The following is a 21,815-nucleotide window of genomic DNA, read 5'->3' on the forward strand; positions in this document are numbered from 1 at the left end:
CGATGTGCCTCAACACTCGGGTGTCAGCTGAGCATCTTCAGTACTAGCTGGTACTCACCGTTGATCTCGGCGTTGCGAAGCGGCTTGGCGGCGTCGACCACGATTTCCGTGGCGTCGTCGTGCGCCTTCAGTAGGCCGATGGTCTCGGCAATGTAGTCATCAAGTGGCAGAGCTGATTCCGAGTTCTCCTGACCCATCAGCGTGGTGCGGACTCCTGGCGGGATGAGTTCGATGCACCGGATCGAGGTATCGGCGAGTTGTACGCGCATGCTCTCGGTGAAGAGATGAACCGCCGCCTTTGTCGCGTTGTACGTGGGCGTGACGGGCAGCGGGACGAAGCCGACGGCGGATGAGACGGTGACGATGGTGGCATTGGGCTTCGTCATCAGATGCGGGATGAACTGGCCGGCCAAGCGAATTGTTCCGAGAAGGTTTGTCGTGACCGTTCTCTCGGCGATGTCGAGGAAGTCCGGGTTCTTCAAGTCTTCCGGGTACATGATTCCCGACATCGTCACGAGGACGTTCAGATCGGGAAATTCCTCCGTGACGGATTCATGTGCGGTTCGAATGGATCTCGGGTCGTCCACGTCGATGACGACCGTGCTGATGCCCGGGTACTTGTCCGAGATCTCTTGGAGCAGAGCGGATCGACGCCCTCCGACGATTACCTTGTTCCCCTCGTTCTGCAATCCCACTGCAAGTGCGAGGCCGATACCGGAGGTTCCGCCGGCAATGAAGATGGTATTTCCCGAGATTTTCAATTTGTGCTTCCTTGGTTTGTCGTGGGCGTCGACGTGGCGACAGTGATGGATTTGAGTTGGGTGTATTCGTTGAGCGTCTCGAGGCAGAACTCTCGCCCCAGGCCGCTTTCCTTGAATCCCCCGAAGGGGACACCGCCTCCCAGATTGAAGTACTGATTGATCCAGACACAGCCCGCATCAAGACGATCCGCGGTTTCCATCGCGTTCTTCAGGTTGGAGGTATAAATCCCAGCAGCGAGACCGTACGGAGTGTCATTGGCTTCTGCGATCACGTGCTCGTAGTTGTTCCATCTGAGGACGCACAGGACAGGTCCGAATATTTCGTCCTGTGCGATTCGCATCGAGTTGGCGACCTCGAGAATCGTCGGCGCGACGAAGTTTCCGGCTTCGAATCCCGGCACTTCTACCAGATCACCGCCTGTAAGTAGTTGTGCGCCTTCGTCGATACCGGATCTGATCATGGAGATCACACGTTCGGCGTGTTCCTGGTGGATCAATCCGCTCAGTTCGGTGTCCTCGTTCAGTGGCGGCCCGACTCGCAACGATCGGAATCCTGCGACGAGTTTTTCCACGAAGGTGTCATAGATGTCCTCGTGGATGAAGAGACGTGTTCCGGCCAAGCAGGATTGGCCGTTGCACATGAGGACACCTGCGGTGGCATCGGCGACCACTGCATCGATGTCCTCGATATCAGGAAACACGATGCTGGGACTTTTGCCTCCGAGTTCGAGCGTGGTCGAGATCAGCCGTGAGGCTGCGGCGTGTGCCACGAGTCGGCCGACTTCGGTGCTTCCGGTGAAAGCGAGTTTGCTGACCTTCGGATGGTCTATCAGGGCTGCGCCGGCTTCCTCGCCAAGACCAGGGACAACATTGAAAACGCCTGCGGGAAACACGTCGGCGGCGATCCTGGTCAGCTCCATGACGGAAACGCAAGCATTTTCATCAGGTTTGAGGACCACTGTGTTTCCCGCAGCCAGAGCAGGTGCAATCTTGAACGCCGTCATTACCACGGGATCGTTCCAGGGAATGATCTGTCCACATACGCCCAATGGCACTCGCTTCGCGACCAGGTATCCCGATGCCAACTCGCGGCCGAAGCCATGGTGGGCCAGCGAGATTGACGCAAAGTATCGCAGGTGTGAGACGGCGGCTCGATAGTCCTCGCGCATCTCACTGATATGGCGCCCGGTATCCATACATTCGAGCTGGGCAAGCTCTTCGGCCTGATCCTCCACGAGCGCGGCAAACTGCAAGATTTTGGCGGATCGTTCTTCAGCGGTCAGGTTCGACCATGCAGGAAATGCCCGCCTGGCGGCTTCGACCGCGTCGTCGATCTCTGTGGGCCCGCACCGAGACAGTGTGGCGAGTAGAGCGCCGGAAGCGGCGTCACGCGCCTCGAATGTGGATGTGCCCATGGCTCGGAACGCTCCGTTGATGAACGCACCGTATTCACGAACTGCTTGACCCTCCATGGAACCTCCTAGATCGGTCAATCACTGACTGACAAAGTGTACTGTACGTTTCGTACACTTGTCGATGGTCGCCTTACCGCCCATGGATGGCGTCAGCAGAAAGACCAGCTAGAACAATGTTCTGGTTACGTCGTCAAGGCGTAGCCGCAGCAATTCCAACCGCTTGCTTCATAGCCTGCGAGACATAGCCGGTGCCGATCTTGACGCCACCCAGCCACTCGGTCAGACGAACTGCCTCGGCGTCGAGCGCCCGTTGCGCATCCGCGGACACGGATTCGAGTACTCGAACGTGGACCACTCCGGCGGCGTCTTGGATCCAGCAGCCCACGACACGACCGTCGACCCAAGCTGTGGTGCCGGCATTACCTCGGGTGTCGAAGAGTTGGTTGCGGTGCGGGCCGAGATAGAAGTCACGGTTCTTCCACCCCATGATCGTCGGGTCGAGCACCGGTAGGAGTGCCGCCCAAGGACCTGGATCACACACCGTGGCGACGTCATCCGGTAGTAACCAGCCGGTGTTGCCACCGTCGAGTGAGACTGCAACGGCTTCGAGTTCGGCGAGGGCGGCCCGGACGACCGTCTTGGTCGAGCCCAGCCACCAGACGATGTCGTCTTCCGTCCCCGGTCCGAAGGAGTGGAGCCAGCGTCGGACTATTTCTCTGTATCCGTCTGCAGATTCGAGATCGATGGGGGCGTCGTCGAGCCAGTGTCGAGTGAGAGTCCACAGTGGGCGTGAGACGGGGAATCGGGCGGTGTTGGCGCCGCGCATGATGTCTGCGGTCGCCCCGAGGTGCGTGAGAACCCTGGGTGCCGACCAGATTTCGCCTGCCGAACCCTCGACCTTGACGTCGATCATCGGTACTGCCTGACGGACCTCGAGTGCGGAAAGTCCTTCAGGGGCATCGGTGAGCAGTGTCAGAACCTCCGCCCGCGCGCGATCGAGCCAGTCGTTGCCGTCGACGGCGATTCCGGCCTTGACGACATCCTTGGCCATTCGTGCGCGCTCGGTGTTCGCGACGCGGGCGGACGCACTCGACCACGCGGCCGGCAGCAAGTCTCGGGGAAAGGTGAAGAGCGTGCGGCGCATAGCCAATTGCTTCACGAGACTGCGTTGGTCGTACAAGGCGTTGTCGACGTCAGTGGCGTCCAATGACCGAACCCTCGCCCAGCAAGACAGATAGACAGTCGCTGATTCGGTGGCGTGCAGTACCGTCATCGCCCGCGTGGCAGCTTCCGGAGAATCGACGCGGAACGAAGGCGCCAGCGCGTGACGTACTCCTATGCGTGCACGGCGTTCGTCGTCGGAAACATGGCGCATCAGGCCATCGTGCCACAGGCCAAGTGCGTCGTATCGGCTAGTTGCGCGAGAGTTCGATTGCGCCAGTAGTCGTCGTGTTGGAGATGTGTGATGGCCCCGGGCGTGGTCGCGAAGTTCGCAAACCCTGTGGCTTCGACGGGGATCTGCAGCCAGGCGGAGACGACGAATGTGTGTGCAAATCCGTGTGTTACGACGATGTGATCGTGATCGAGTTCGGTCATCAGTTCGCGAATGCACTCGCCGACCCTTGATGCGATGTCGCGGCGGGTTTCGGCACCGGCAACGGGGCCACGGTGATCGAGGCGGTTGTTGTCAGGAGCCGGAACCTGCCGCTGGGTCAGCCACGAGTTCGGGCGCCCTTCGGCTTCTCCGAAGCTGATTTCGCGCAATCGAGAGTCTGTTGTCGCCGGAACATCGAGTGTCCGGGCGATGATCGCGGATGTCTCGGCGCACCGTTCGAGGTCGGAAGAGGTGATGCGGATCGGGCGCGAAGTTCCTGTGCGTCGACGTTTCAACTCTTCGGCGATCAACTCTGCATCGCGCCTGCCGGCGGGCGTGAGAACCGAATTGTGCCAACCTCCGACGATGTCCTGTGCTGTGTGTTCGGCACGAGGATGAGTGACGACGTAAAGATCCTGCACGAGACCCCTTCTGTTACCCGACCGTTTCGGGCAACAGTATTCCAGGATTGAGGATTCCACGCGGATCCCAGGACGATTTGATCAGCTTCATGGCGGTGATGTCGGTTTCCGTGCGCCCCAGCGCTATCCACGGTGACTTCGCGCGACCGATCCCATGCTCGGCGCTGATACTTCCGTGATGGGCGGAGACGAGTTCGAAGACCGTATCGGTCAGTTCGTGGGCGATGCTCGGTTCGGCGTCAAGAAGATTCACATGGATATTCCCGTCGGCGAAGTGTCCGAACAACATTGGACGCACATGGACGAATCGTTCGGTGAGTACTTCGCGGAGGCTCTCGATGAACATGCCCATCACGGACAAGGGGACGGAGATGTCGAGTTTGACCACCGGAGTCGTCGATGAAGCGCTGATGCTTTCGGTATGGCTTTCTCGCAGAGTCCACAGCTTTCGAGCGGGGCCAGGCTCGACTGTCGCGTCCTCGATGAGATCGGCAGAGGCGGAGAGAACTTCGAGGAGTGACTCTTCCGTCTCGCGCGGCGATGACACCTCGATCAGGGTGTACATCGGTGACGGTGTTCCGAACGGGCGACGGGCATCGGTGTGTGCGCAGACGAGGGAGATGCCGTCGTCGGTCATGATTTCGGCGGCTTCGACGGTCAACCCGCTCTGGCGCACTCGATTACACAGCTGCAGCGCTTGATCGACGTCGCGCACACCCGCGAGCACGACCTGGGTGTCGGTCGCCGGGGTGACCAACTTCATCAGGACCTTGGTGACAATCGCGAGCGTTCCCTCACTGCCCGCAAGAAGCCCTGGGATGTCGTATCCGACATTGTCTTTGACGAGTGGAGTCCATCTACTCAGTACCGAACCATCGGCAAGTACTGCCTCGATCCCGAGTATCTGTGCCCGTGTATTTCCGTATCGGACCATGCGGGTGCCACCGGCGTTGGTTGCGACGATGCCGCCGAGGGTCGCGGATTCCTTTGATGCCAAATCGATTCCGAATCGGAGGCCGTGTGCGGAGGCCGCCAGGTCGGCGCGAGCGACGGTCACGCCCGCACCGGCCGCGATTGTCCGGCCGATGGGGTCGACGGTCTCGATCGAATCCAAGCGCCTGGTGCTCAGCACCACTGATCCAGCCGACGGTATTCCGCCACCGACCAGTCCGGTATTTCCACCTTGTGGGGTGATGGGAATCCCGGCCTCGAAGCAGGTCGTGACGACGGCGGACACTTCGGCGGTGTCGGCCGGACGGACCACAGCTATTGCGTCACCGATCCAACGTCCCGTCCAGTCGCGTGTGTAACCCTCGATCAGCTCTGGATCGGTGAGGACGTGCGCTTCGCCGACGATCTCTGCGAGGGCGCTGACGATCTCTGCGAGGGTGCCGAGGAACCTCGCGTCCGTTGCAGGTTCGCGTGCTTCGACGAGTGTTCGGGGGCTCATGTTCAACCTTGTGATCGTTCGGGGGACAGTTTTTTCGGGAGGCGAGCGGTGGAACAACCTGCACTCGATCCTCCGACCTCAGGTGATGCGCTGTCCAAGACCAAGTAGTGACACCACCATCTGTTCTTCTTATAATCGCCGTATGAACCTGCAGCGCGCACGCTATCTGATTGCTCTGTCGGATCACGGCAGCTTCACTCGCGCCGCCGCGAACGTCCACGTGGCGCAATCTGCACTCAGTCAGCAGATCAAGGTTCTCGAGCGCGAACTCGGAGTTCCTCTGGTGGACCGCCGAGGTCCGCAGTTCACTTTCACCGACGCGGGGCGGGTAGCGGTACGAGAGGCACGCTTCTTGCTCGGGTGCGCAGACCGGGCGGTCGAACGAATTCGATTGGCTGCACGCGGTGTGGACGGGGAACTGCGCATCGCGTACACCCGGTCGTGGGCGGGTGGCGCCGTCGGGGATCTGGTCAGCACTTATCGCAAGCTCTATCCAGGCGTCGAAGTTGTCGTGCACCGGGGCACTTCGGCGCAGACTGTCGACCTCGTCCGAACCGGAGCCGTCGACATCGCGGTTGTGCGACCGCCGCTCGATGACGACGATCGTGAACTTCCCCTGATCGTCCTCGACACCGAACCTATCCTGGTCGCCGTTCCCGTGGATCATCCGTTCGGGGATCGAACGACACTCGAACTCGGAGATCTGGTGGACATCCCCGTCGTATTCTGGCCCGAGGCGAATGCGCCCGGGATGTATTCGCGTACGCTCGAACAACTTTGGCCCGACAGCACTCCCAATATCGTTCGATTCGAGGCTGACGACGAGCAGGTTTTGCACGCCGTCTCGGACGGGGTGGGAATTGCGCCGATCCCGCAGGGGCGGGCCCGGATGCTCCGAATCCCGGGTATTCATCTGTGTGAGATCGCCGGTATGCAGCCGACTCTCGAAGTTGCCGTGACCTACCGTCCGGACAACCCGAATCCCGCGCTTGCACCCTTCGTTGCGCTCGCCGAACGCGAAAGATCGTCAACCACTGTGTAGCACAAGTGATGCGCGGTGGGCCCTATCCGCCATCGAGGACCAGCATCATGGCCGTTGCGCGTGCCCGGTTCTCGATGGTGTCGACGTGGAATCCGACGTGCTGGGACAGCTTCGCCAATCGGTGCGCAACGCTGCTGTGATGAAGATGCATGGAATCGGCTGCGGCCCTCAATGTTCCGGATTGCAGGTATGCCCTCAAGGTTTCGAGTAGTTCTAATCCCTGTTTGGTATCGCCGATCTCTTCGGCAAGAACCAGATCCGGTATTCGCGAGTGATCGATGTGTGATCCCGGTGCCAGGAGGTTGAGGGCGCCGAGATCGTCGGCGTTCACGATCGGTGTTGTTGCTGACGCCTGTGCACGAGCGAATCGTGCAGTGGTGAGTATTGTATTCACTTCGGAAGCGGAAGCAGCCAAAGATATTCCGGCGCGAATGGATGACGACAGTGCTGACTCGGACAGCTCGGGTGTCGGTGCGAACGAACCCGCCACGAGATTCAGATACTCGCCATCAGCTTCTATCCCAACGGCTTTGCCAGGTGTGCAATCTTGCGAAATAACAAGGTGTGCAGTGCCGCCGGCCGTGTCTGAGACTGCCTTGATTGCCATGACGCGGACTGGGGTTTGGGGTTCGATACCGAGACCGGCGCAGGAGGTGAGCACCGCGAGTTCATCCATCGGGAACAACAGATTTCGAGTGTGCTCGGCTTCGGTAGGCAAGCGTCGGGGTTGCAGGATTATCGCTGCGGTCAGGGCCATTCGGTCGACGAGCATTTCGTCGAGCGGCAAGTGCGCACCAGGACGCTCGATCCATACTTTCCCGAGAACCTCGTCGTCTACAGCGATGTCCCTGGCGATGCTCGGAGGGAACTGGGGTTCGGGCGACCATCGGCCGCGTGGGTCACAACGGCGCAAATTCTTCTTGCTTCTACCGTGTTCCACGATCTCGATACCTACAACGCAGTCCGCCAACTGCGCGCTCGCGCGAAGCAGAGATGCGGTGTCGGAGCCGTGCCGCACGAGCGTGTCGAAGTAATCGATGACACGTACCAGGCCTGCCGAGTCTGCATCGAGCTCGGCAAGCCGGTACATCAGTCCTTGCATCTCGCAACGCTACGAGACAGGCGACAGCGAACGCAACCCTCTCCGGAGCGCAGTGAGGGCTTCGGCGGCACTTCTTTCGCTGACTGCTGCGGTCGCCACTAGTGCCGACCCGTGAAAGGTTCCGGGGAAGGAGTGCAATTCGACGCTGACTCCCGCATGCAGCAGTCGAAGGGCGTATTCGATTCCTTCGTCGCGAAGAGGGTCGAGTTCCATGGTGGACAGGTAGGTCGGCGGCAGACCGGTGAGGTCGGTCGCCCGGGACGGCGCAGCGTAAATGGAGACGTCAGGATCTTCGGGTCCTGAATACGACTCGCCGAGGTAGTACTTCCACGACAGGATGGCGTTGGGGCGGTGCCACAACGGTGTGTCGACGAAGTTCGTCATCGAGACAGTCGCCAGACGGTCGTCGAGTTCAGGAATTTCGAGGAATTGGAATGCCACGGGCACAACGCCCTCGTCGCGGGCTTTGAGGACAGTGCCTGCGGCCAATCCGCCGCCTGCACTCTGCCCGCCCACTGCGATGCGGCTGGGATCGACCCCCAGTTCCTCGGCATGGGCGTGGATGTAGAGGAGTGCGGCGTAGCAGTCGTTGACGGGGCCGGGAAAGGAGGTTTCGGGGGCGAGGCGGTACTCCACGTTTGCAACGGCGAATCCGAGTTCGCGCGCTACCTCGACACAAAATGGATCGCTGGACTCAGCGGTGCCGATTGCAAATCCGCCGCCATGGATCCAGAGCAGAACGGGGACAGAGCCGGCGGTGTTGTCCGGGGTGAAGAAACGAATCGTGACCTCCGGATCGCCGTCCAGGCCAGGAGCGGACAGTTCACGAAGCGAGACTCCGTCGAATGGCAGGTCGGCCAACATGGCGCCGATCAGAGCGTCGTAGGTGGCCCGCGCGTTGGGGAGGTCAGCGAAGTCCACCTTCGGGAGCATGGTGAGTGCTGCGGCGAGTTCGGGGTCGAGAGTGGGGAATGTTGTCATGCACTCATCATCGATCCTGAATGTGGCCTACGTCACCAGTGGTTTGTAGGAAATCGGAAAGTCTTCTTCCGACGCCCGTCGGATCTCCCTAGGATGACGCCGGTGGACAGAGTACATCTCGGGGTGGGTTCGAGCGATTCGGAAGTTGGGTCCAGGATCGGTGGACGCCCGCCGCAGGTTTTCGCTGGTCAGCCGATTTTGCAGACGCATGAGTATCTCTTGACGCTCGAGGCGCACACGGCTCCGTGGCTCGGTGCGCGAGAGCTTTCCGTCTTCATCCGTCGGGGATTCTCCATCGGCGACGACGACCTCGAATACCCGGACATCGGGGTCAGGGCAGTCCTGCACCCGCCGTCATCACGAAGTGCGGAATCGGCCGGCACTCACGAGGGCCTGGGGAGCGCGGCGTTGATCAATCGTCCCGCAGACGACGAAGTGATGCCGTTGGTATTGATCGCGCCGCAACCGGTGCTCATACAAAATGAACCGTCCTACGCCGATGCCGTCGAGGCGGACGGGCATCGCTTCCTGTTCCAGATCAATGAAGAGGGATGGCCGGTGGTTGCCGAGCCGCAACCCGAGTTCGTCGAGGAATACCTGTTTGGCTACGGCTCGGTGTATTTCTACGGGAGCGCTGACGCGGCCGGACTCGCCGATGAAGTCGTGCCAGGATTTCTCGATTTCTGAGCTGCCAGACGACCTTTCTGCCGATACCGTGGGCAACGTATTCGACCGGCGGATTTGTCCTTCGAAAATTAGTTTCGGAAGTTTGTCGATCGGCGTCTTTGCCGTTCGACGTGTAGGCAGAGGGACCGAATGAGCGGTCCACAAACGAAGGAGATTCTCATGAAGTACATGCTGATCATGCGTTCCACCGACGAAGCCATCGAAGCATCCAAGGACATGGACTTCGACGAGATCATCGCCGCGATGGGGCAGTACAACGAGTCCTTGATCAAGGCCGGTGTGCTGCTGGCGGGTGAGGGATTGGCGATGGAGGAGGGATTCATCGTCGATTTCGAGTCCGATCCGCCGCTGGTCTCCGACGGCCCGTACGGCGAGACGAAGGAGTTGTTCTCGGGATTCTGGATCATTCAGACGTCGACCAAAGACGAAGCCTTGGAATGGGCGAAGCGCTGCCCGCTCGGGCCGGGAAGCAAGCTCGAGGTGCGCCGCGTGAGCGAGATGTCGGACTTCGATCAGGACAACGAGTACATCCAGAAGGAAGCCGGCTGGCGTGAAGAGCTCGGTACCGATCGTCCGGTCGCAGGCTGAACCATGACCGACGAGGCGGTGCGAGAAGAAACGAGAAAGGCTGTCGACGCGGTCTGGCGAATCGAATCCGCGAAGATCGTCGCCACGTTGACTCGCACCGTCGGAGATCTTGATCTCGCCGAAGACCTGGCAGCGCAGGCTCTGCTCGAAGCTGTCGAGCAGTGGCCTGCCACCGGAGTTCCCCGAAATCCCGCTGCCTGGCTGACTTCCGTTGCGACGCGTCGAGCAATCGACGGGTGGCGACGACGAGAGAGGCTGGACGAGCGCTACGCCCACTTTGCGCGTGAACTCGAGAACGACGCTTCGCATTTCGACGACGTCAGCTGGGATCCGGATCGGATCGACGACGACGTCCTCCGGCTGATGTTCATCGCCTGCCACCCGGTGTTGAATCGAAAAGCGCAGGTGGCCTTGACTCTTCGGGTTGTAGGCGGGTTGACCACCGAAGAAATTGCGAAGGCATTCCTGACGCCGACCGCGACAGTTCAGCAGCGGATAGTCCGTGCGAAGAAGGCGTTGACCGCATCGAAAGCGGTTTTCGAAGTTCCAGGACGAGAAGAGTTTTCGAGCAGGCTGAGCGCCGTCCTCGGAGTCCTGTACCTGGTGTTCAACGAAGGTTATGCAGCCAGCTCGGGGGACGAGTGGATGCGGGCGGACCTGAGTGCTGAAGCTCTGCGGCTCGCGCGAATACTCGCCGAATTGGTCCCCGGGGAATCCGAGGTACACGGCCTTGTTGCGTTGATGGAGCTGACAGCCTCGAGATTCGGCGCTCGGACAACCTCGAGAGGTGAGCCCATCCTGCTGGCGGACCAGGACCGGACTAGGTGGGACCGCCTACAGATCTCGCGTGGGCTTGCGGCGCTGGAACGAGCTGACGCCGTCGGGCGTGGACGTGGCCCGTACGGTTTGCAGGCAGCGATAGCCGAATGTCATGCGCGAGCAGCAACTTTCGATGACACCGATTGGAAGAAGATAGTCATCCTCTACGAGGCGTTGGCGCAACTGGCCCCATCGCCCGTGGTCGACCTCAATCATGCGGCGGCGGTATCCATGGCATACGGTCCTGGCCCTGCGCTCGAATTCGTCGACAAGCTTGTCGCTTCAGGTGAATTGACCGGGTACCACCTGCTTCCCAGTGTTCGGGGGGAGTTGCTCAGTCAGCTCGGCCGATCCGAGGAGGCTAGAACCGAACTCCTCGAAGCAGCGAGGCTGGCCGGGAACGAGCGTGAGCGTGCAGTATTGGTCGCGAAAGCAGATGCGCTGCTGTCGGATCAGTAGTCACACGATTGGTAGTCAGGGCTGAGTCGGATCATCGTTCGGCACCATGGGCGGCAACCCGACGCCGTACGGATCGAGCATGTCCGATACACGTCGACCCCACCGTTCATGCGCGGACTGACGGGTCATTCCGGCAGCGCGGCCGATGGTTGCCCATGTTGCGCCGAATCTTCGCAGGCTCATGACGCTTGCCGTCGAATCGATGCCTGCGGCGAGCTGGATCCGGAAACTTGCCAACTGCCAAGCCATCTGACGCTGCGCCGGGATGTCGGTGTCCTGTTCTGCCTCCCATTCGGGGCTACCAGGTAATGGATCCGTTCCGACAATCTTGTCCGCCTGCGCGCCGGCCTCGGCGATTCCGGCGTTGACCGTCGAAGTTGCGGCGGTCTCGATCTTTGCGGTCAGGGCGGTCTCGATCAGATCTTTCATGAGAAGTTCTCCATTCGTCAGGTTTAGCCTGACAGTTTCAATTGAATGTTGTCAAGAATTTCCTGACTGATTCCATTTGATTAATGCGCGATCTATTTGTGTACTATCTAAATGGCCTTCGGTTCTGTTGGCCGACGTCGAAGGGGTTGCTGGTGAAGATCGTGGTTCTGTCATTCCTGATGGCGCTGACCTTGATGACCGTCGGGATCATCGCGGCGCGCAACTGCAGCACTCGACCTGCCGTGACCGGGGCAGTTACTGCGGCGTCGACGGTTCTTGCTGCCGCCTGGACACTTTTTGCTGTGGCCTTCGTACTGACCTGATCGCATTTCGGCGTGAGCGCGCCAGCGTCGGCGACTGAACTGCGCAGCAGGTCAGGTACGTTTTGTCTGCAGCGCGATGCCGCATACGCTGGCAGGCGTGGCAATTGCTGAAACAGACAGGAACTATGGAGGACGGTCGGTCGCGGCACGCAAGGCCGAGCGCCGTTCCCTCTTCTTGAATGCTGCTCTCAGTGTGTTTGCCGACAAGGGGTATGCCGGAAGTTCGGTGGCGGATATCTGTGCGTCCGCGAGTTTGGCCAGAAGGCAGTTCTACGACGAGTTCGGTAGCCGCGAGGATCTACTCCTGGCGCTGTATGACCAGATTCAACTCGACGCCAGAATTGCAATGGTCGACGCACTCGACGCGGAGCCTTCGGTCAATCTGCGGGACAAGGCAGCAACGGCCATGGCTGCCTTCGTCGAGTCGGTCGGAAGTGACCCGCGACGTGCACACGTTGCCTTCATCGACGTCGTGGGTGTCAGTCCTCGGGTGGAAAAGCATCGTGTGGACCAACGTTCGGTTTGGGCAACATTTTTCGAGTCGATCATCAAAGGGATTGTGGGCGACGATTACGAACCGCCGGGTGGTTACCGGTGGGCGTCCACTGCCTTCATCGGTGCGCTTACCGCGCTGGTGCACCAGTGGAGCACTACGGAGCCTCGTCCCCCTGTGTCGGTACTGGTGGATCTGATGACGGTGCTCCTGAACGCGTTGATTGACGACGCGCCCCTTCGTGCCGGCGAATAGGTCACGAACACCGGGGATTGTAATCCAGCCCACAACGCTCTACTCTCGTCCTCAATATGTTAGACACTCGCATCTAACTTGTGCGCCCGTGATGAGAACTGCGGCAACACAAGGCAATCTGTGCTTTTTCGGGGAGGAATTGGTATGGGACGACGCTGGACAACTGACCGACAACGCGGGGGCTTCGCGATTGCCGTGATTGCAGTAATCGGGCAGATCGCACTTTCGGCACCTGCCTCAGCGGCACCGGACGGAGGTGTTCCTACCCAAGTTCAGGTCCAGCCTGCCCTGCCGCCTGCGGTTGCGCCGCTATTGCCTGCGCTGGACCAGGCCTTTTATGAACCGCCCGCCGGGGTCGTCGAATCCAAGGAGCCGGGTGAGATCATTGCCGCGCGTACAGTGAATCTCGGTACTCTCAATCTGATTCCGACCAATGTTGATGCGTGGCAGATCTCATATCGTTCCAATAACGCTGCGGGTGAGGCGATTCCGGCTGTCACCACAGTGATCAAGCCTCGCGGCGACACTCGCGACGGCGGGCCGCGTCCGCTGCTGTCCTTTCAGATGGCCGAAGACTCGCTCGGAAGTTACTGCGCACCTTCGTATGTCATGCAGCAGGGCGCATTGCCGTGGCTGGTGACGGGCGCTGCCACTGGTGGGGCGCAGTTCCTCGAAGTGCAAGCGGCGCTGGCGCAGGGCTGGGCACTATCGGTGCCCGATCATCAGGGGCCGAATTCTTCTTTCGCGTCCGGCCCGGTAGCCGCGCGGATCACGCTCGACGGTATTCGTGCCGCCGAGAACTTCGAACCCATGGAGCTGCAAGGTCGGTCGACTCGAGTAGGGCTGCTCGGGTACTCGGGTGGGTCGATTCCTACTGGTCACGCGGCTGAAATACGGCGCACCTATGCCCCGGAACTGAATGTCGTCGGAGTCGCCGAAGGCGGTGTTGCAGCCGATCTCGGTGCTTTGCTCGACAATGCCAACAACGCTCTAGGGGCCGGGATCGTCGCTGCCGGTGTCATCGGAGTGAGCCGAGAAGATTCTGAACTCGCAGGCTTCATAGATCAGCACATAAGCCCCGCCGGCCGAGCGCTTTTCGCTGCCAAAGACAACCTGTGCATGCTCTGGACGTCGGCTGCCGTGCCCTTCCTCAACATCAAAGGTTTCCTCGATGTACCGGGAGATCCCGTCCAACATCCCACGGTGAGAGCCGCGCTCTCTCGAGCTGCCATGGGTAAGTCCGTTCCTGACGTGCCGATGTACATCTACCAGTCGAATCCCGACTGGTTGGTGCCTGTGGGCCCGGTGAACAAACTTGTCGATACCTATTGCCAAGATCCTTCTGCGAGTGTCGTTTACACAAGAGACCACTTCAGTGAGCATGTCAGCATGGAAGTCGTCGCATTGCCGAGTGCTCTGCTGTGGCTTCGTGATCGGTTCGCCGGCGTCCCGGCCCAACAGGGGTGCAGCACCTTCGATGCTGGATCGATGGCGCTTGATCAGAGAACGTGGCCGGTCTGGGAAGACGCAGTGGGCGAACTTGTCGCAGGCCTGTTCGGCAAGCCGATCGGAAACTAGCGGGGGACGTGATGTTGTGGTGAGGAATTCTCCCAGGGGCAAGGTGTTGCACTGACTGGACGTTGTTTCACTGATCGGGCCTTGACAATGGAGTCTTGTCACAACTGGCTTCTTGTCACAATTGGGTTCCTGTCACCGACGAAAGGTTGCGCGATGACAAAGCTGTTGTTTGCAGTCACTTCTGCAGATCACTGGACGCTGAACGACGGGACAGCCCACCCAACCGGATACTGGGCGGAAGAACTGGTCGAGGCGCATCGCGTTTTCGTCGAGGGCGGCTACGACATCGTGATCGCGACGCCTGGCGGTAAAGCCCCCGTTGTGGATGAGGGAAGCCTGGCGCCTGAGGTCAACGGCGGGCAAGAAGGCGCTGATCGTATGCGCAAGTACATCGCCGATCTGCAGCCGGTGCTGGATTCGCCGGAGATTCTGGAGAACGCCGATGCTGCCGACTACGACGTGGTCTTTGTGCCAGGTGGACATGGACCGATGGAAGATCTTGCAGTGTCGGCATCCTTCGGCGAGCTTCTGGTGAAGTTCTTGGACGCCGACAAGGTGGTTTCGGCGGTCTGTCACGCACCGGCGGCACTTCTGCCTGCCCAGAGATCCGATGGAAGCTGGCTGTTCGACGGCTATCAGCTGACGGCGTTCACCAATGAAGAGGAGACGCAGGCTGGTCTGGCGGACAAGGCTCCGTGGCTGCTCGAAACTCGGCTACGCGAGTTGGGCGGCAAATTCTCGAAGGCTGACGCCTGGTCGCCTTATGTCGTGGTGGACCGGAAGCTGTACACCGGCCAGAATCCGGCTTCGTCGAAGCCGCTCGCCGAGCGGATCGTCGCCGACTTGGGCTGAACGATCACCGGCTAGGCCTGAGCACGGCTTTCGGCACCGCATCGAGGACTCCTTCGATGCGGTGCTGGGCCGTGTTCTGTTGTGCCTGAGGTTCGTCCTCAGGTTTTGAAGGTGGTGTTCGCCGGTCGGGGGTGCTGCTGCGGGTCGATCGAGGGTGGTGGGATGAACCACGGTTTGTTGTCGACGCCGATGCGGATCACCCACTTCCCGACGAACCCGGCTTTGCGGTGCATCAATCGATGATGTGAACGGCACAGTAGGACAAGGTTGTTCATCACGGTCGGGCCGCCGTTGGCCCAGTGCCGGATGTGGTGCGCATCGGTCCACGCGGGAACACACGCACAACCAGGGAACGCGCAGCCTTTGTCCCGGGCGATCAACGCCACGCGCTGCTCCGCAGAGACCAACCGTTTCCCGGGTTTCGCATCCAGAGGCGCGCCGTGACCGTCGAGCAGCACGGTCGAGAGGAAACAATCACACCCGAGAAGCCTTGTCTGCGACACCGACAGCGGCCCCAGCCAGGGCATGTGCCCGACATCGAGATCCGACACAGCCACAGCAACACCATCGGGCGAGGGGGCGGCGGCGCAGTCACAATGCTCCGCCAGATCGCGGGCGTTGATGTGCACGTTCACATGCGGACGCTGACCACCATCGACACCGGTCTTCGCGCAGTCGAGGTAGCGGCGAATCAGTTCGGTGAACCCATCCGCCGTCCGCTTCGCCGCCGACCGAGAATCCGGAGTTCCATCCGGTGCCGGGGTCGGCATCGTCAGATTCGACAACGCCGACAGCAACATTTCCCCGGTGAGAGCATCGAAATCCCCGCGCACCACCACCCGACCATTCAACGTCGACGCGATCCGCAACTCATTCCGATCCACATCTTCGGCGGGCGGAATCTCATCCGATTCGAAGATTCGCTCCAAGGTCGCGATGACGTTCCGGACTTTCGTGGTCGTCGCTTCCACTCCGGACGCGGCCGCCAACAGTAGGTCGATACAGCGAGGGAGCGCTTCGTCCGGCATGCCCTTCGGCGGTGATTCGCAGAACGCCACGATCAACACGGCATGCTCGAAGGAGCAATCCTCACCATCGAACCGGGCAGCCACCGCCGGAAACGGCCGTAGCGCTGCACCCAGGGCGGCGATCTTCTTCCCGTCCCGAACCTGCAGCATCGTGTTTGCCGCCAACCAGCAACCCACCCCGCGGCTCGCGATCACCTGATCATCCGGGCGCATCGACAACTCGTCGACCACTGCCACCCGCACAGCCTCGAGGCGAAGAATCTCCGAACTCGCCTCGATAGCAGCAGCACGCAACTCAGAAGCAGACAACTGCCACAGGCGTCCGCGCAACCCCACCGCAGAACCAGACACCACGTCCGACAACAGAACACTCATTGAATCCCCCGATCCCCACCCCCAACAATACTCGAACATCAGTTCGAGTCAAGAGGTTATGTGAGGGCGCGAATGAGTGGAGTGGGGTCTGCGACTACGAACAGATGACCGCCCCCGCTGACCTCTTCGAAGCGAGAGTGGGGGATCATCGAGTGGGCCCAGCGGGCAACTTCGATGGGTACGTTCCTGTCGTCGGTTCCGTGCAGGAAAACCGTTGGTACCGAGATGGATTGAAACAACCCTGGCATCTCGCGGCGGTACCGAGCCAAATCGACAACCCCTGCGGATCCGCCCTGTGCGATCCCTTCGGATGAATCCAATTGGAGAGCAGGGCGATGCGACTCGTCGGTCATGACGGCCTGATCGGCGGCCGGCCAGATCGAGACGGAGTCGCTGCGCAACTTGGAGAACACTCCGGTTCCCGCAAGCATTGCACCAGCCATGCGGGGAGCCCAGTTGGCGGCAAAGTACAGCGCGGATACCAGTTTTATCCTGCGCCGCAAAGTATCTCGTGGGGCTCCGGGAATCATGGCGCACGCCAGCACCAATTTCGAGACTCGTTCGGGTACGGCCGCAGCGACTGCGAGCGCGTAACCGCCGCCTCCGGAGAAACCCATCAGTGTGGCCGAGTCCAACTCGAGATGATCGATCAGAGTGACGTAGTCGTCGTCCCAGGAATGAAATCCCTTGTCCGTGTGTGGATCTGTGCGACCGAAGCCGGGGCGATCGGGGACGATCAGCCGTAGACCCGCCGTCGCAGCCGCGTTGTCGAGCGAGAGCCCCTCGTATCGGCTGCCAGGTGATCCATGAACCACGACTACCGGCCGGCCAGTCGGATCGCCGTACTCGCAGAACGCGATACGGCGCCCCGAGGTGCCACGAATTTGGGTTGTCGTCACGCTACTTGTCATGTTGTGCTTCCTCGCTGCGCGATCGACGCCACGCCATCCAGAATGAGCGTGACTCCGAATTCGAACCTTCGGGCGGGATCGTGATGAAGCGCGAACACCGATGCCTCGCGTCGATCGGCGGGTGCACTGTCGAAAGCTCCGCGTCCCAATTGAATTGCGACGTGTCCGGTCACGAAATCATGCACGGCGCCGTACGCGTAAGTGGCCTGTTCGTCATCGAGGCCGGCCTGCGAAAGCGCTCGCACGACTCGGTGGGCGGTATCGTCGGCGCCGGGCGCTTCCAGTGATGCCTGCCGATGGGCTTCCAGAACGAGAGGATGCTTCATCAGAAGGTCATGTAGACCGTAGGCGAACGTGCGGGCAACCCCGCGCCAGTCGGTCGGCCAGTCGATCGACGAGACGGCTTCTCCCACGAGGGTGGAAATCAGGTCTCGCCTCAACGCGTCGATGCCGCCGGTAGTGCGGTGGACGGACATCGGCGATATGCCCAGTCGCTCGGCGAGCACTCGAAATGAGACCGCGTCCAGGCCGTCCGTATCGGCGATCTCGGCCGCAGCATCGAGTATCTGTCTGTGACTCAATGCTTTTGGTCGACCGGCCCTTGCGGAGCCGGCGGATTCGGATACCATGCTGACAACAATAGCGATACGCGTATCGAAATTACAAGTGTCGATTGACCTACAAGGAGTGCTGCCCGATGACTGATCTCCATCAATTGTCCGCTGTCGAACTCGCCGGTGTGATCGCCGCGAAGCAGGTCTCGATCCCCGAGGTGGCCCGGTACTTCGTCGATCGTGCGACCACTTCCGATGACGTGGGTGCATTCACGACGATCGCCGGGGAACATGCGATCGAACTCGCCGAGCAGGCCCAGCGAAGGTTGGACGAGCGGGACGCCGGACCGCTTCCGCGCCTGTTCGGCGTCCCGACGGCCATCAAGGACCTCGACGCGACTCGCGGCATCCGCACGACCTTCGGATCGGCGCTCTTTCGGGACTTCGTGCCGGACGCCGATGACGAGATCGTCGAGGCGATCCGAGAAGGTGGTCTGATCGATATCGGCAAGACGACGGTGCCCGAGTTCGGGGCAGCGTGTTACACCGAGCCGGAAGTTGCTCCGCCCGCGCGCAGTCCGTTCGATCGCACACGAAGTGCTGCCGGTAGCAGTGGTGGCGCCGCGGCCGCCGTTGGCGCTGGTCTGGTGCCGTTTGCTCAGGGAAGTGACACCGCCGGGTCGTTGCGTTCACCGGCAAGTACGTGCGGAGTCGTGGGCCTCAAGCCGAGTCGCGGTCTGATCACGATGGGGGTGGCAGGTCACGACAACTTCGGTTTTGCGAGCAAGGGGCCGATCGCCCGAACGGTTCGCGATACCGCTGCACTGCTGGATGTTCTGGCGACGCGACCTGGCGCCGGGACGATTCACCCGCCCCGGCCGAAGTCGTTCGAAGAGTTTGTCGTCCAGGCAGAAGGATCGCACTCTCGCCCCCTGACCGTCGCCCTCGCTCATGGCTCGGTATCCGGCGGCACGGTGGACCCACGAGTCTCCGAGGCGGTATCGAGGGTGGGCGTCGTTCTCGAGAGCCTGGGACACAACGTGTTCGAACGTCCTCAGGCCCGAGACGACGCCTTCGTCGATGCCTTCACCACGATGTTCTCGTCCTTGGCCGGCACCAAGCCCATTCCCGAAGAGTACGAACACCTTCTCCGTCCGATAGTGCAGCACTTACGTGTTCGAGCAAACGAAGTGCCGTCGGGCGATCTGGCCGCGGCAATCGGAGTTGTTCAGGCATGGGCGCGGCGGTGGAGCCTGGATTACGCCGACGCCGATCTTGTTGTCACCCCGACGGTGACAACACCGCCGTTGGCAGTCGGTGAGCTACGTAATGACGAAGACCCCGCGACTGAACTGATCGACATGGTCGCTTTCACGGGAAACACCATCGTCGCCAACGCAACTGGATTCCCGTCGATCAGCTTGCCGCTCGGTTGGACGGAAGACGGTGTTCCACTCGGCGTGATGATCTCGGCGAAATGGGGTTGCGACGCAGAATTGCTCTCTGCCGCTGCAATGCTGGAGAACGCGATGCCGTGGAAGGATCGATACCGATTCGACCGCGCAACCGTGCTCTAACCCGGGAGCGACGTCCGCCCGCCGGCCGATGCAAACCCCAACCATGTGTGGCGGTTACCCCACCAACACCACCCGACTTTCGGGGCGTTGCGGTTGTCTTTGCCGTCCCGGCCGGTTCCGTTGCTGATCCACACAGCCGGGGTTCTGGTGTCGAAAGTTCCGTCAGGCTTACGCAATCGGGAGCCGATGGTCATGAAGCACTTTCCGCGTTCGAGGACGTCGGGGCGCTGCAACAGCCAGTGAATGCCTTCGGTGAGGGTCAGCGGCGTACGGTCGGCATCGACGATCGCGGGAAGCGCTTCGTCCGGGCTCCAATTGGCCAGGTGATCCCCGCGGTCGACTTCGCCGAGCAGATACATCGCGGTATCAGGCAACGCGGCCGGCTCGGTAGGAGCGAACAGATCGACGTCGGCCATGTCGACGACAATGAAGCCCCGCTTGTTCTTGTGCTCGAGCAGGGGAGTCAAAATGGAAGCTGGAGCGAGTTTTTCGTGCACGGTAAGCAGTCCAGCCTCACCTTTTCCGGCTGCGGCGGCTGCCCTGACGTCGCCGGCAGAAAGCCCGGCCATCTCGTGTACCCCGAGTTCGATCAATCGCTCGGACTGCTGATCGATGGGCGGGAGGTCGAAGTGCATACCTGCGATCCTACCGATCGTGAGCAGGCCGAGCGGTGGGATCGGCGGTGAGGGAAGTCGGCCACGAGACGCCCAATGCGCGCATGATGAACGGGACGGTGGTCGCCACGACAGTGTCCACTCGGTCGCCGGCCATGAGCATCGGGCGACGGCTTTCCACGCAGGCGAGGATGAGTTGCGCGGACGCGGCAGCATCGGAATCGACAAAGACGCCGGCGTCGACACCTTCCTGGACGAGCTGTTCTACCAGAACCGACAGCGGGACAATATGTTCGAGGAAACTTTCGCGATCCTGCGCGGACAGCAATTCGACCAACGCGATTCCCGTGAATCGCTGCAGTGAGAACTCGACGAGCGTCAGTTTGACGAGGATTTCGATTCGGTCGACAGGATTCTCGCGATCCGCGAGTTCACGCTCGGCCAGGAGCAGGAATCTGTCCATCTCCCGGGTGGACCAGGCAAGCAGTAACGCAGATTTGTCGGGGAAGTAGTTGTACACCGCTGTCCGTGAGACACCGGCTGCCTGGGCCACAGTCTGCAGCTTCACGTTTTGCCAGCCCTGCTCGTGAAGTTCGCGAATGAACGCGTCCAACATGGCTTCTCGGGTCGCGATCTTGTGTTCTGCGGTTGTTGCGCCACCGGTCAGCTTCGGCATGGTCGATCCTCCTGTGTCTGATTCATGGTCACGGGGAGGTCGAACAGATCCGCAACAAGGCGTGGATCACCCTGCCACATCGAGACGGGTACAAGCATCATCTGCTGCGCGATCGAGCGTACGGATCGGCAGACTTCCTGCGCTTCGGCGGCGGTGAGCGTCGTGCGTTTGCGCAACCGCTCCATCTCCGCGGCAGTCAGATCGGTGATCCATTCTTCGGCCGCAAGCGAGAGGGGTGAATCCGGTGTCACGGCCGATCCAACTCGGCACTGGAGAACCTCGAAGTCATCACGGACAGCATGATGACGGCGACGACCGAAACGGCGTGTGCCGCCGCCAGCCAGAGCGACTCGGGTGCATGTTTGTGGAGGGTCGGCGCCATCAGCATGGCCATGAGGAGGGCGAGACCCGACAACATCGCGGGGCCGTTGGGTCGGCCGACAAGCAGGCTGACCAGGAGAACGAGCGCGACAACGCTGCAGGCCACGTCTACAGGCGGGTACGTGGTCGGGACGATTCCGTGGACGGTGTCGGTTAGGTTCAGCCCGATCGACACCAATTGTGCGAGGCCTGTCGCGCCGGCCAGCCAGGCCGTCCACCGCAGTCCGTGAAGACCGGCTTTCCGCACCACGGTCAGAGGCTCCTCCGAAGATCCCCATGCTGCGGACGTCGGTGTTGTCACGGGCCTTCTCCTTTTTATGACGAGGTGTCGTCATAAAGTATCAGCGCTGGAAAAGTGGGTTTCCGAGGGTAGGTAATTGGCTAGTCCTGAGGAGACAGACACGGCAATATCAACAGTTGAATATCCGACGAGGCGAACTGCGGGAGGT

At 60.9% G+C, this 21,815-nt stretch carries 24 protein-coding genes; 9 read left to right on the forward strand and 15 right to left on the reverse strand.

The genetic code is table 11. From position 1 onward, the window contains the following. Positions 1-23 precede the first annotated feature (23 nt). The 5 genes from RE4_RS00080 to RE4_RS00100 form a co-directional block, all read right to left on the reverse strand. A complete protein-coding gene (locus tag RE4_RS00080) occupies positions 24-761 on the reverse strand; it encodes an SDR family oxidoreductase (protein ID WP_021333299.1) in 738 nt (245 codons plus the stop codon). Further along, positions 758-2,233, reverse strand: coding sequence for an aldehyde dehydrogenase family protein (locus RE4_RS00085; RefSeq protein WP_060937753.1), 1,476 nt, complete (start codon positions 2,231-2,233; stop codon positions 758-760). The genes RE4_RS00080 and RE4_RS00085 overlap by 4 nt, the downstream gene beginning before the upstream one ends. 133 nt (positions 2,234-2,366) lie before the next feature. Then, positions 2,367-3,551, reverse strand: coding sequence for a winged helix DNA-binding domain-containing protein (locus tag RE4_RS00090; protein WP_060937754.1), 1,185 nt, complete (start codon positions 3,549-3,551; stop codon positions 2,367-2,369). Then, a complete protein-coding gene (locus RE4_RS00095; protein ID WP_060937755.1) occupies positions 3,551-4,192 on the reverse strand; it encodes a histidine phosphatase family protein in 642 nt (213 codons plus the stop codon). The genes RE4_RS00090 and RE4_RS00095 overlap by 1 nt, the downstream gene beginning before the upstream one ends. Before the next feature lie 13 nt (positions 4,193-4,205). After that, complete coding sequence (locus tag RE4_RS00100) at positions 4,206-5,642, reverse strand: FAD-binding oxidoreductase (RefSeq protein ID WP_060937756.1); 1,437 nt, start codon at positions 5,640-5,642, stop codon at positions 4,206-4,208. Positions 5,643-5,784: 142 nt separating this feature from the next. Between RE4_RS00100 and RE4_RS00105 the strand changes: the two genes are divergently transcribed. Beyond that, positions 5,785-6,684, forward strand: a complete 900-nt coding sequence (locus RE4_RS00105; protein ID WP_046379565.1) for a LysR family transcriptional regulator — start codon at positions 5,785-5,787, stop codon at positions 6,682-6,684. A 22-nt stretch (positions 6,685-6,706) separates the two neighbouring features. Here the strand turns inward: RE4_RS00105 and RE4_RS00110 are convergent, their stop codons facing one another. Beyond that, positions 6,707-7,786: a helix-turn-helix domain-containing protein gene (locus RE4_RS00110; protein WP_232816834.1), complete on the reverse strand. Its 1,080-nt coding sequence runs from the start codon at positions 7,784-7,786 to the stop codon at positions 6,707-6,709. A gap of 9 nt (positions 7,787-7,795) precedes the next feature. Next, on the reverse strand, positions 7,796-8,767 hold the full coding sequence (locus tag RE4_RS00115; protein ID WP_060937757.1) for an alpha/beta hydrolase: 972 nt from the start codon (positions 8,765-8,767) through the stop codon (positions 7,796-7,798). Positions 8,768-8,860: 93 nt separating this feature from the next. Between RE4_RS00115 and RE4_RS00120 the strand changes: the two genes are divergently transcribed. The 3 genes from RE4_RS00120 (at position 8,861) to RE4_RS00130 (ending at position 11,320) form a co-directional block, all read left to right on the forward strand. Continuing rightward, a complete protein-coding gene (locus RE4_RS00120) occupies positions 8,861-9,454 on the forward strand; it encodes a hypothetical protein (protein WP_060937758.1) in 594 nt (197 codons plus the stop codon). A gap of 159 nt (positions 9,455-9,613) precedes the next feature. After that, complete coding sequence (locus tag RE4_RS00125) at positions 9,614-10,042, forward strand: YciI family protein (protein ID WP_007735729.1); 429 nt, start codon at positions 9,614-9,616, stop codon at positions 10,040-10,042. 3 nt (positions 10,043-10,045) lie between these two features. Beyond that, entirely contained in the window at positions 10,046-11,320 is a 1,275-nt protein-coding gene (locus RE4_RS00130) for an RNA polymerase sigma factor (RefSeq protein ID WP_060937759.1), read from the forward strand. 15 nt (positions 11,321-11,335) lie between these two features. Here the strand turns inward: RE4_RS00130 and RE4_RS00135 are convergent, their stop codons facing one another. After that, positions 11,336-11,749, reverse strand: a complete 414-nt coding sequence (locus RE4_RS00135; protein ID WP_060937760.1) for a hypothetical protein — start codon at positions 11,747-11,749, stop codon at positions 11,336-11,338. Between the two features lie 152 nt (positions 11,750-11,901). On the opposite strand from RE4_RS00135, the gene RE4_RS31235 reads away from it, so the two are divergent. The 4 genes from RE4_RS31235 to RE4_RS00150 all read left to right on the forward strand — a co-directional run bounded on the left by RE4_RS31235 (position 11,902) and on the right by RE4_RS00150 (position 15,250). Next, positions 11,902-12,072 (forward strand): hypothetical protein, encoded by a 171-nt coding sequence (locus RE4_RS31235; RefSeq protein ID WP_021333309.1) that lies wholly within the window; start codon positions 11,902-11,904, stop codon positions 12,070-12,072. Between the two features lie 76 nt (positions 12,073-12,148). Continuing rightward, complete coding sequence (locus RE4_RS00140; RefSeq protein WP_081051136.1) at positions 12,149-12,820, forward strand: TetR/AcrR family transcriptional regulator; 672 nt, start codon at positions 12,149-12,151, stop codon at positions 12,818-12,820. Between the two features lie 144 nt (positions 12,821-12,964). Beyond that, positions 12,965-14,398 (forward strand): lipase family protein, encoded by a 1,434-nt coding sequence (locus RE4_RS00145; RefSeq protein WP_060937761.1) that lies wholly within the window; start codon positions 12,965-12,967, stop codon positions 14,396-14,398. A gap of 153 nt (positions 14,399-14,551) precedes the next feature. Beyond that, positions 14,552-15,250: a type 1 glutamine amidotransferase domain-containing protein gene (locus RE4_RS00150; RefSeq protein ID WP_060937762.1), complete on the forward strand. Its 699-nt coding sequence runs from the start codon at positions 14,552-14,554 to the stop codon at positions 15,248-15,250. A gap of 98 nt (positions 15,251-15,348) precedes the next feature. On the opposite strand, the gene RE4_RS00155 is transcribed toward RE4_RS00150, so the two are convergent. The 3 genes from RE4_RS00155 to RE4_RS00165 are packed head-to-tail and all read right to left on the reverse strand — an operon-like array spanning position 15,349 to position 18,193. Beyond that, positions 15,349-16,653 carry an HNH endonuclease signature motif containing protein gene (locus tag RE4_RS00155; RefSeq protein ID WP_060937763.1) on the reverse strand — a complete coding sequence of 435 codons (1,305 nt, stop codon included), beginning with the start codon at positions 16,651-16,653 and terminating at the stop codon, positions 15,349-15,351. Between the two features lie 56 nt (positions 16,654-16,709). Next, on the reverse strand, positions 16,710-17,564 hold the full coding sequence (locus tag RE4_RS00160; protein WP_060937764.1) for an alpha/beta fold hydrolase: 855 nt from the start codon (positions 17,562-17,564) through the stop codon (positions 16,710-16,712). Continuing rightward, positions 17,561-18,193, reverse strand: coding sequence for a TetR/AcrR family transcriptional regulator (locus tag RE4_RS00165; protein ID WP_232253178.1), 633 nt, complete (start codon positions 18,191-18,193; stop codon positions 17,561-17,563). Before RE4_RS00165 ends, RE4_RS00160 begins: the two co-directional genes overlap by 4 nt. Positions 18,194-18,261: 68 nt before the next feature. Here RE4_RS00165 and RE4_RS00170 point away from each other — a divergent pair, with 68 nt between their 5' ends. Next, positions 18,262-19,695: an amidase gene (locus tag RE4_RS00170; RefSeq protein ID WP_060937765.1), complete on the forward strand. Its 1,434-nt coding sequence runs from the start codon at positions 18,262-18,264 to the stop codon at positions 19,693-19,695. Here RE4_RS00170 and RE4_RS00175 read toward each other — a convergent pair. The 4 genes from RE4_RS00175 to RE4_RS00190 are packed head-to-tail and all read right to left on the reverse strand — an operon-like array spanning position 19,692 to position 21,667. Beyond that, positions 19,692-20,330, reverse strand: coding sequence for a DUF5701 family protein (locus RE4_RS00175; protein ID WP_060937766.1), 639 nt, complete (start codon positions 20,328-20,330; stop codon positions 19,692-19,694). The genes RE4_RS00170 and RE4_RS00175 overlap by 4 nt on opposite strands. 10 nt (positions 20,331-20,340) lie before the next feature. Further along, a complete protein-coding gene (locus RE4_RS00180) occupies positions 20,341-20,985 on the reverse strand; it encodes a TetR/AcrR family transcriptional regulator (RefSeq protein ID WP_019745915.1) in 645 nt (214 codons plus the stop codon). Further along, positions 20,973-21,236 carry a hypothetical protein gene (locus RE4_RS00185; protein WP_019745914.1) on the reverse strand — a complete coding sequence of 88 codons (264 nt, stop codon included), beginning with the start codon at positions 21,234-21,236 and terminating at the stop codon, positions 20,973-20,975. The genes RE4_RS00180 and RE4_RS00185 overlap by 13 nt, the downstream gene beginning before the upstream one ends. Continuing rightward, positions 21,233-21,667, reverse strand: coding sequence for a hypothetical protein (locus RE4_RS00190; RefSeq protein ID WP_031333873.1), 435 nt, complete (start codon positions 21,665-21,667; stop codon positions 21,233-21,235). Before RE4_RS00190 ends, RE4_RS00185 begins: the two co-directional genes overlap by 4 nt. Positions 21,668-21,815: the final 148 nt, after the last annotated feature.

Source organism: Rhodococcus erythropolis NBRC 15567 (assembly GCF_001552595.1).
Lineage (GTDB): Bacteria > Actinomycetota > Actinomycetes > Mycobacteriales > Mycobacteriaceae > Rhodococcus_F > Rhodococcus_F erythropolis.

Coding starts and splice junctions, on each gene's coding strand:
- RE4_RS00085 (WP_060937753.1), bottom strand. CDS start 2,233: ATGGAGGGTCAAGCAGTTCGTGAATACGGTGCGTTCATCAACGGAGCG.
- RE4_RS00090 (WP_060937754.1), bottom strand. CDS start 3,551: ATGCGCCATGTTTCCGACGACGAACGCCGTGCACGCATAGGAGTACGT.
- RE4_RS00100 (WP_060937756.1), bottom strand. CDS start 5,642: ATGAGCCCCCGAACACTCGTCGAAGCACGCGAACCTGCAACGGACGCG.
- RE4_RS00105 (WP_046379565.1), top strand. CDS start 5,785: ATGAACCTGCAGCGCGCACGCTATCTGATTGCTCTGTCGGATCACGGC.
- RE4_RS00110 (WP_232816834.1), bottom strand. CDS start 7,786: ATGCAAGGACTGATGTACCGGCTTGCCGAGCTCGATGCAGACTCGGCA.
- RE4_RS00115 (WP_060937757.1), bottom strand. CDS start 8,767: ATGACAACATTCCCCACTCTCGACCCCGAACTCGCCGCAGCACTCACC.
- RE4_RS00120 (WP_060937758.1), top strand. CDS start 8,861: ATGACGCCGGTGGACAGAGTACATCTCGGGGTGGGTTCGAGCGATTCG.
- RE4_RS00125 (WP_007735729.1), top strand. CDS start 9,614: ATGAAGTACATGCTGATCATGCGTTCCACCGACGAAGCCATCGAAGCA.
- RE4_RS00130 (WP_060937759.1), top strand. CDS start 10,046: ATGACCGACGAGGCGGTGCGAGAAGAAACGAGAAAGGCTGTCGACGCG.
- RE4_RS00135 (WP_060937760.1), bottom strand. CDS start 11,749: ATGAAAGATCTGATCGAGACCGCCCTGACCGCAAAGATCGAGACCGCC.
- RE4_RS00140 (WP_081051136.1), top strand. CDS start 12,149: ATGCCGCATACGCTGGCAGGCGTGGCAATTGCTGAAACAGACAGGAAC.
- RE4_RS00145 (WP_060937761.1), top strand. CDS start 12,965: ATGGGACGACGCTGGACAACTGACCGACAACGCGGGGGCTTCGCGATT.
- RE4_RS00150 (WP_060937762.1), top strand. CDS start 14,552: ATGACAAAGCTGTTGTTTGCAGTCACTTCTGCAGATCACTGGACGCTG.
- RE4_RS00155 (WP_060937763.1), bottom strand. CDS start 16,653: ATGAGTGTTCTGTTGTCGGACGTGGTGTCTGGTTCTGCGGTGGGGTTG.
- RE4_RS00160 (WP_060937764.1), bottom strand. CDS start 17,564: ATGACAAGTAGCGTGACGACAACCCAAATTCGTGGCACCTCGGGGCGC.
- RE4_RS00165 (WP_232253178.1), bottom strand. CDS start 18,193: ATGGTATCCGAATCCGCCGGCTCCGCAAGGGCCGGTCGACCAAAAGCA.
- RE4_RS00170 (WP_060937765.1), top strand. CDS start 18,262: ATGACTGATCTCCATCAATTGTCCGCTGTCGAACTCGCCGGTGTGATC.
- RE4_RS00175 (WP_060937766.1), bottom strand. CDS start 20,330: ATGCACTTCGACCTCCCGCCCATCGATCAGCAGTCCGAGCGATTGATC.
- RE4_RS00180 (WP_019745915.1), bottom strand. CDS start 20,985: ATGCCGAAGCTGACCGGTGGCGCAACAACCGCAGAACACAAGATCGCG.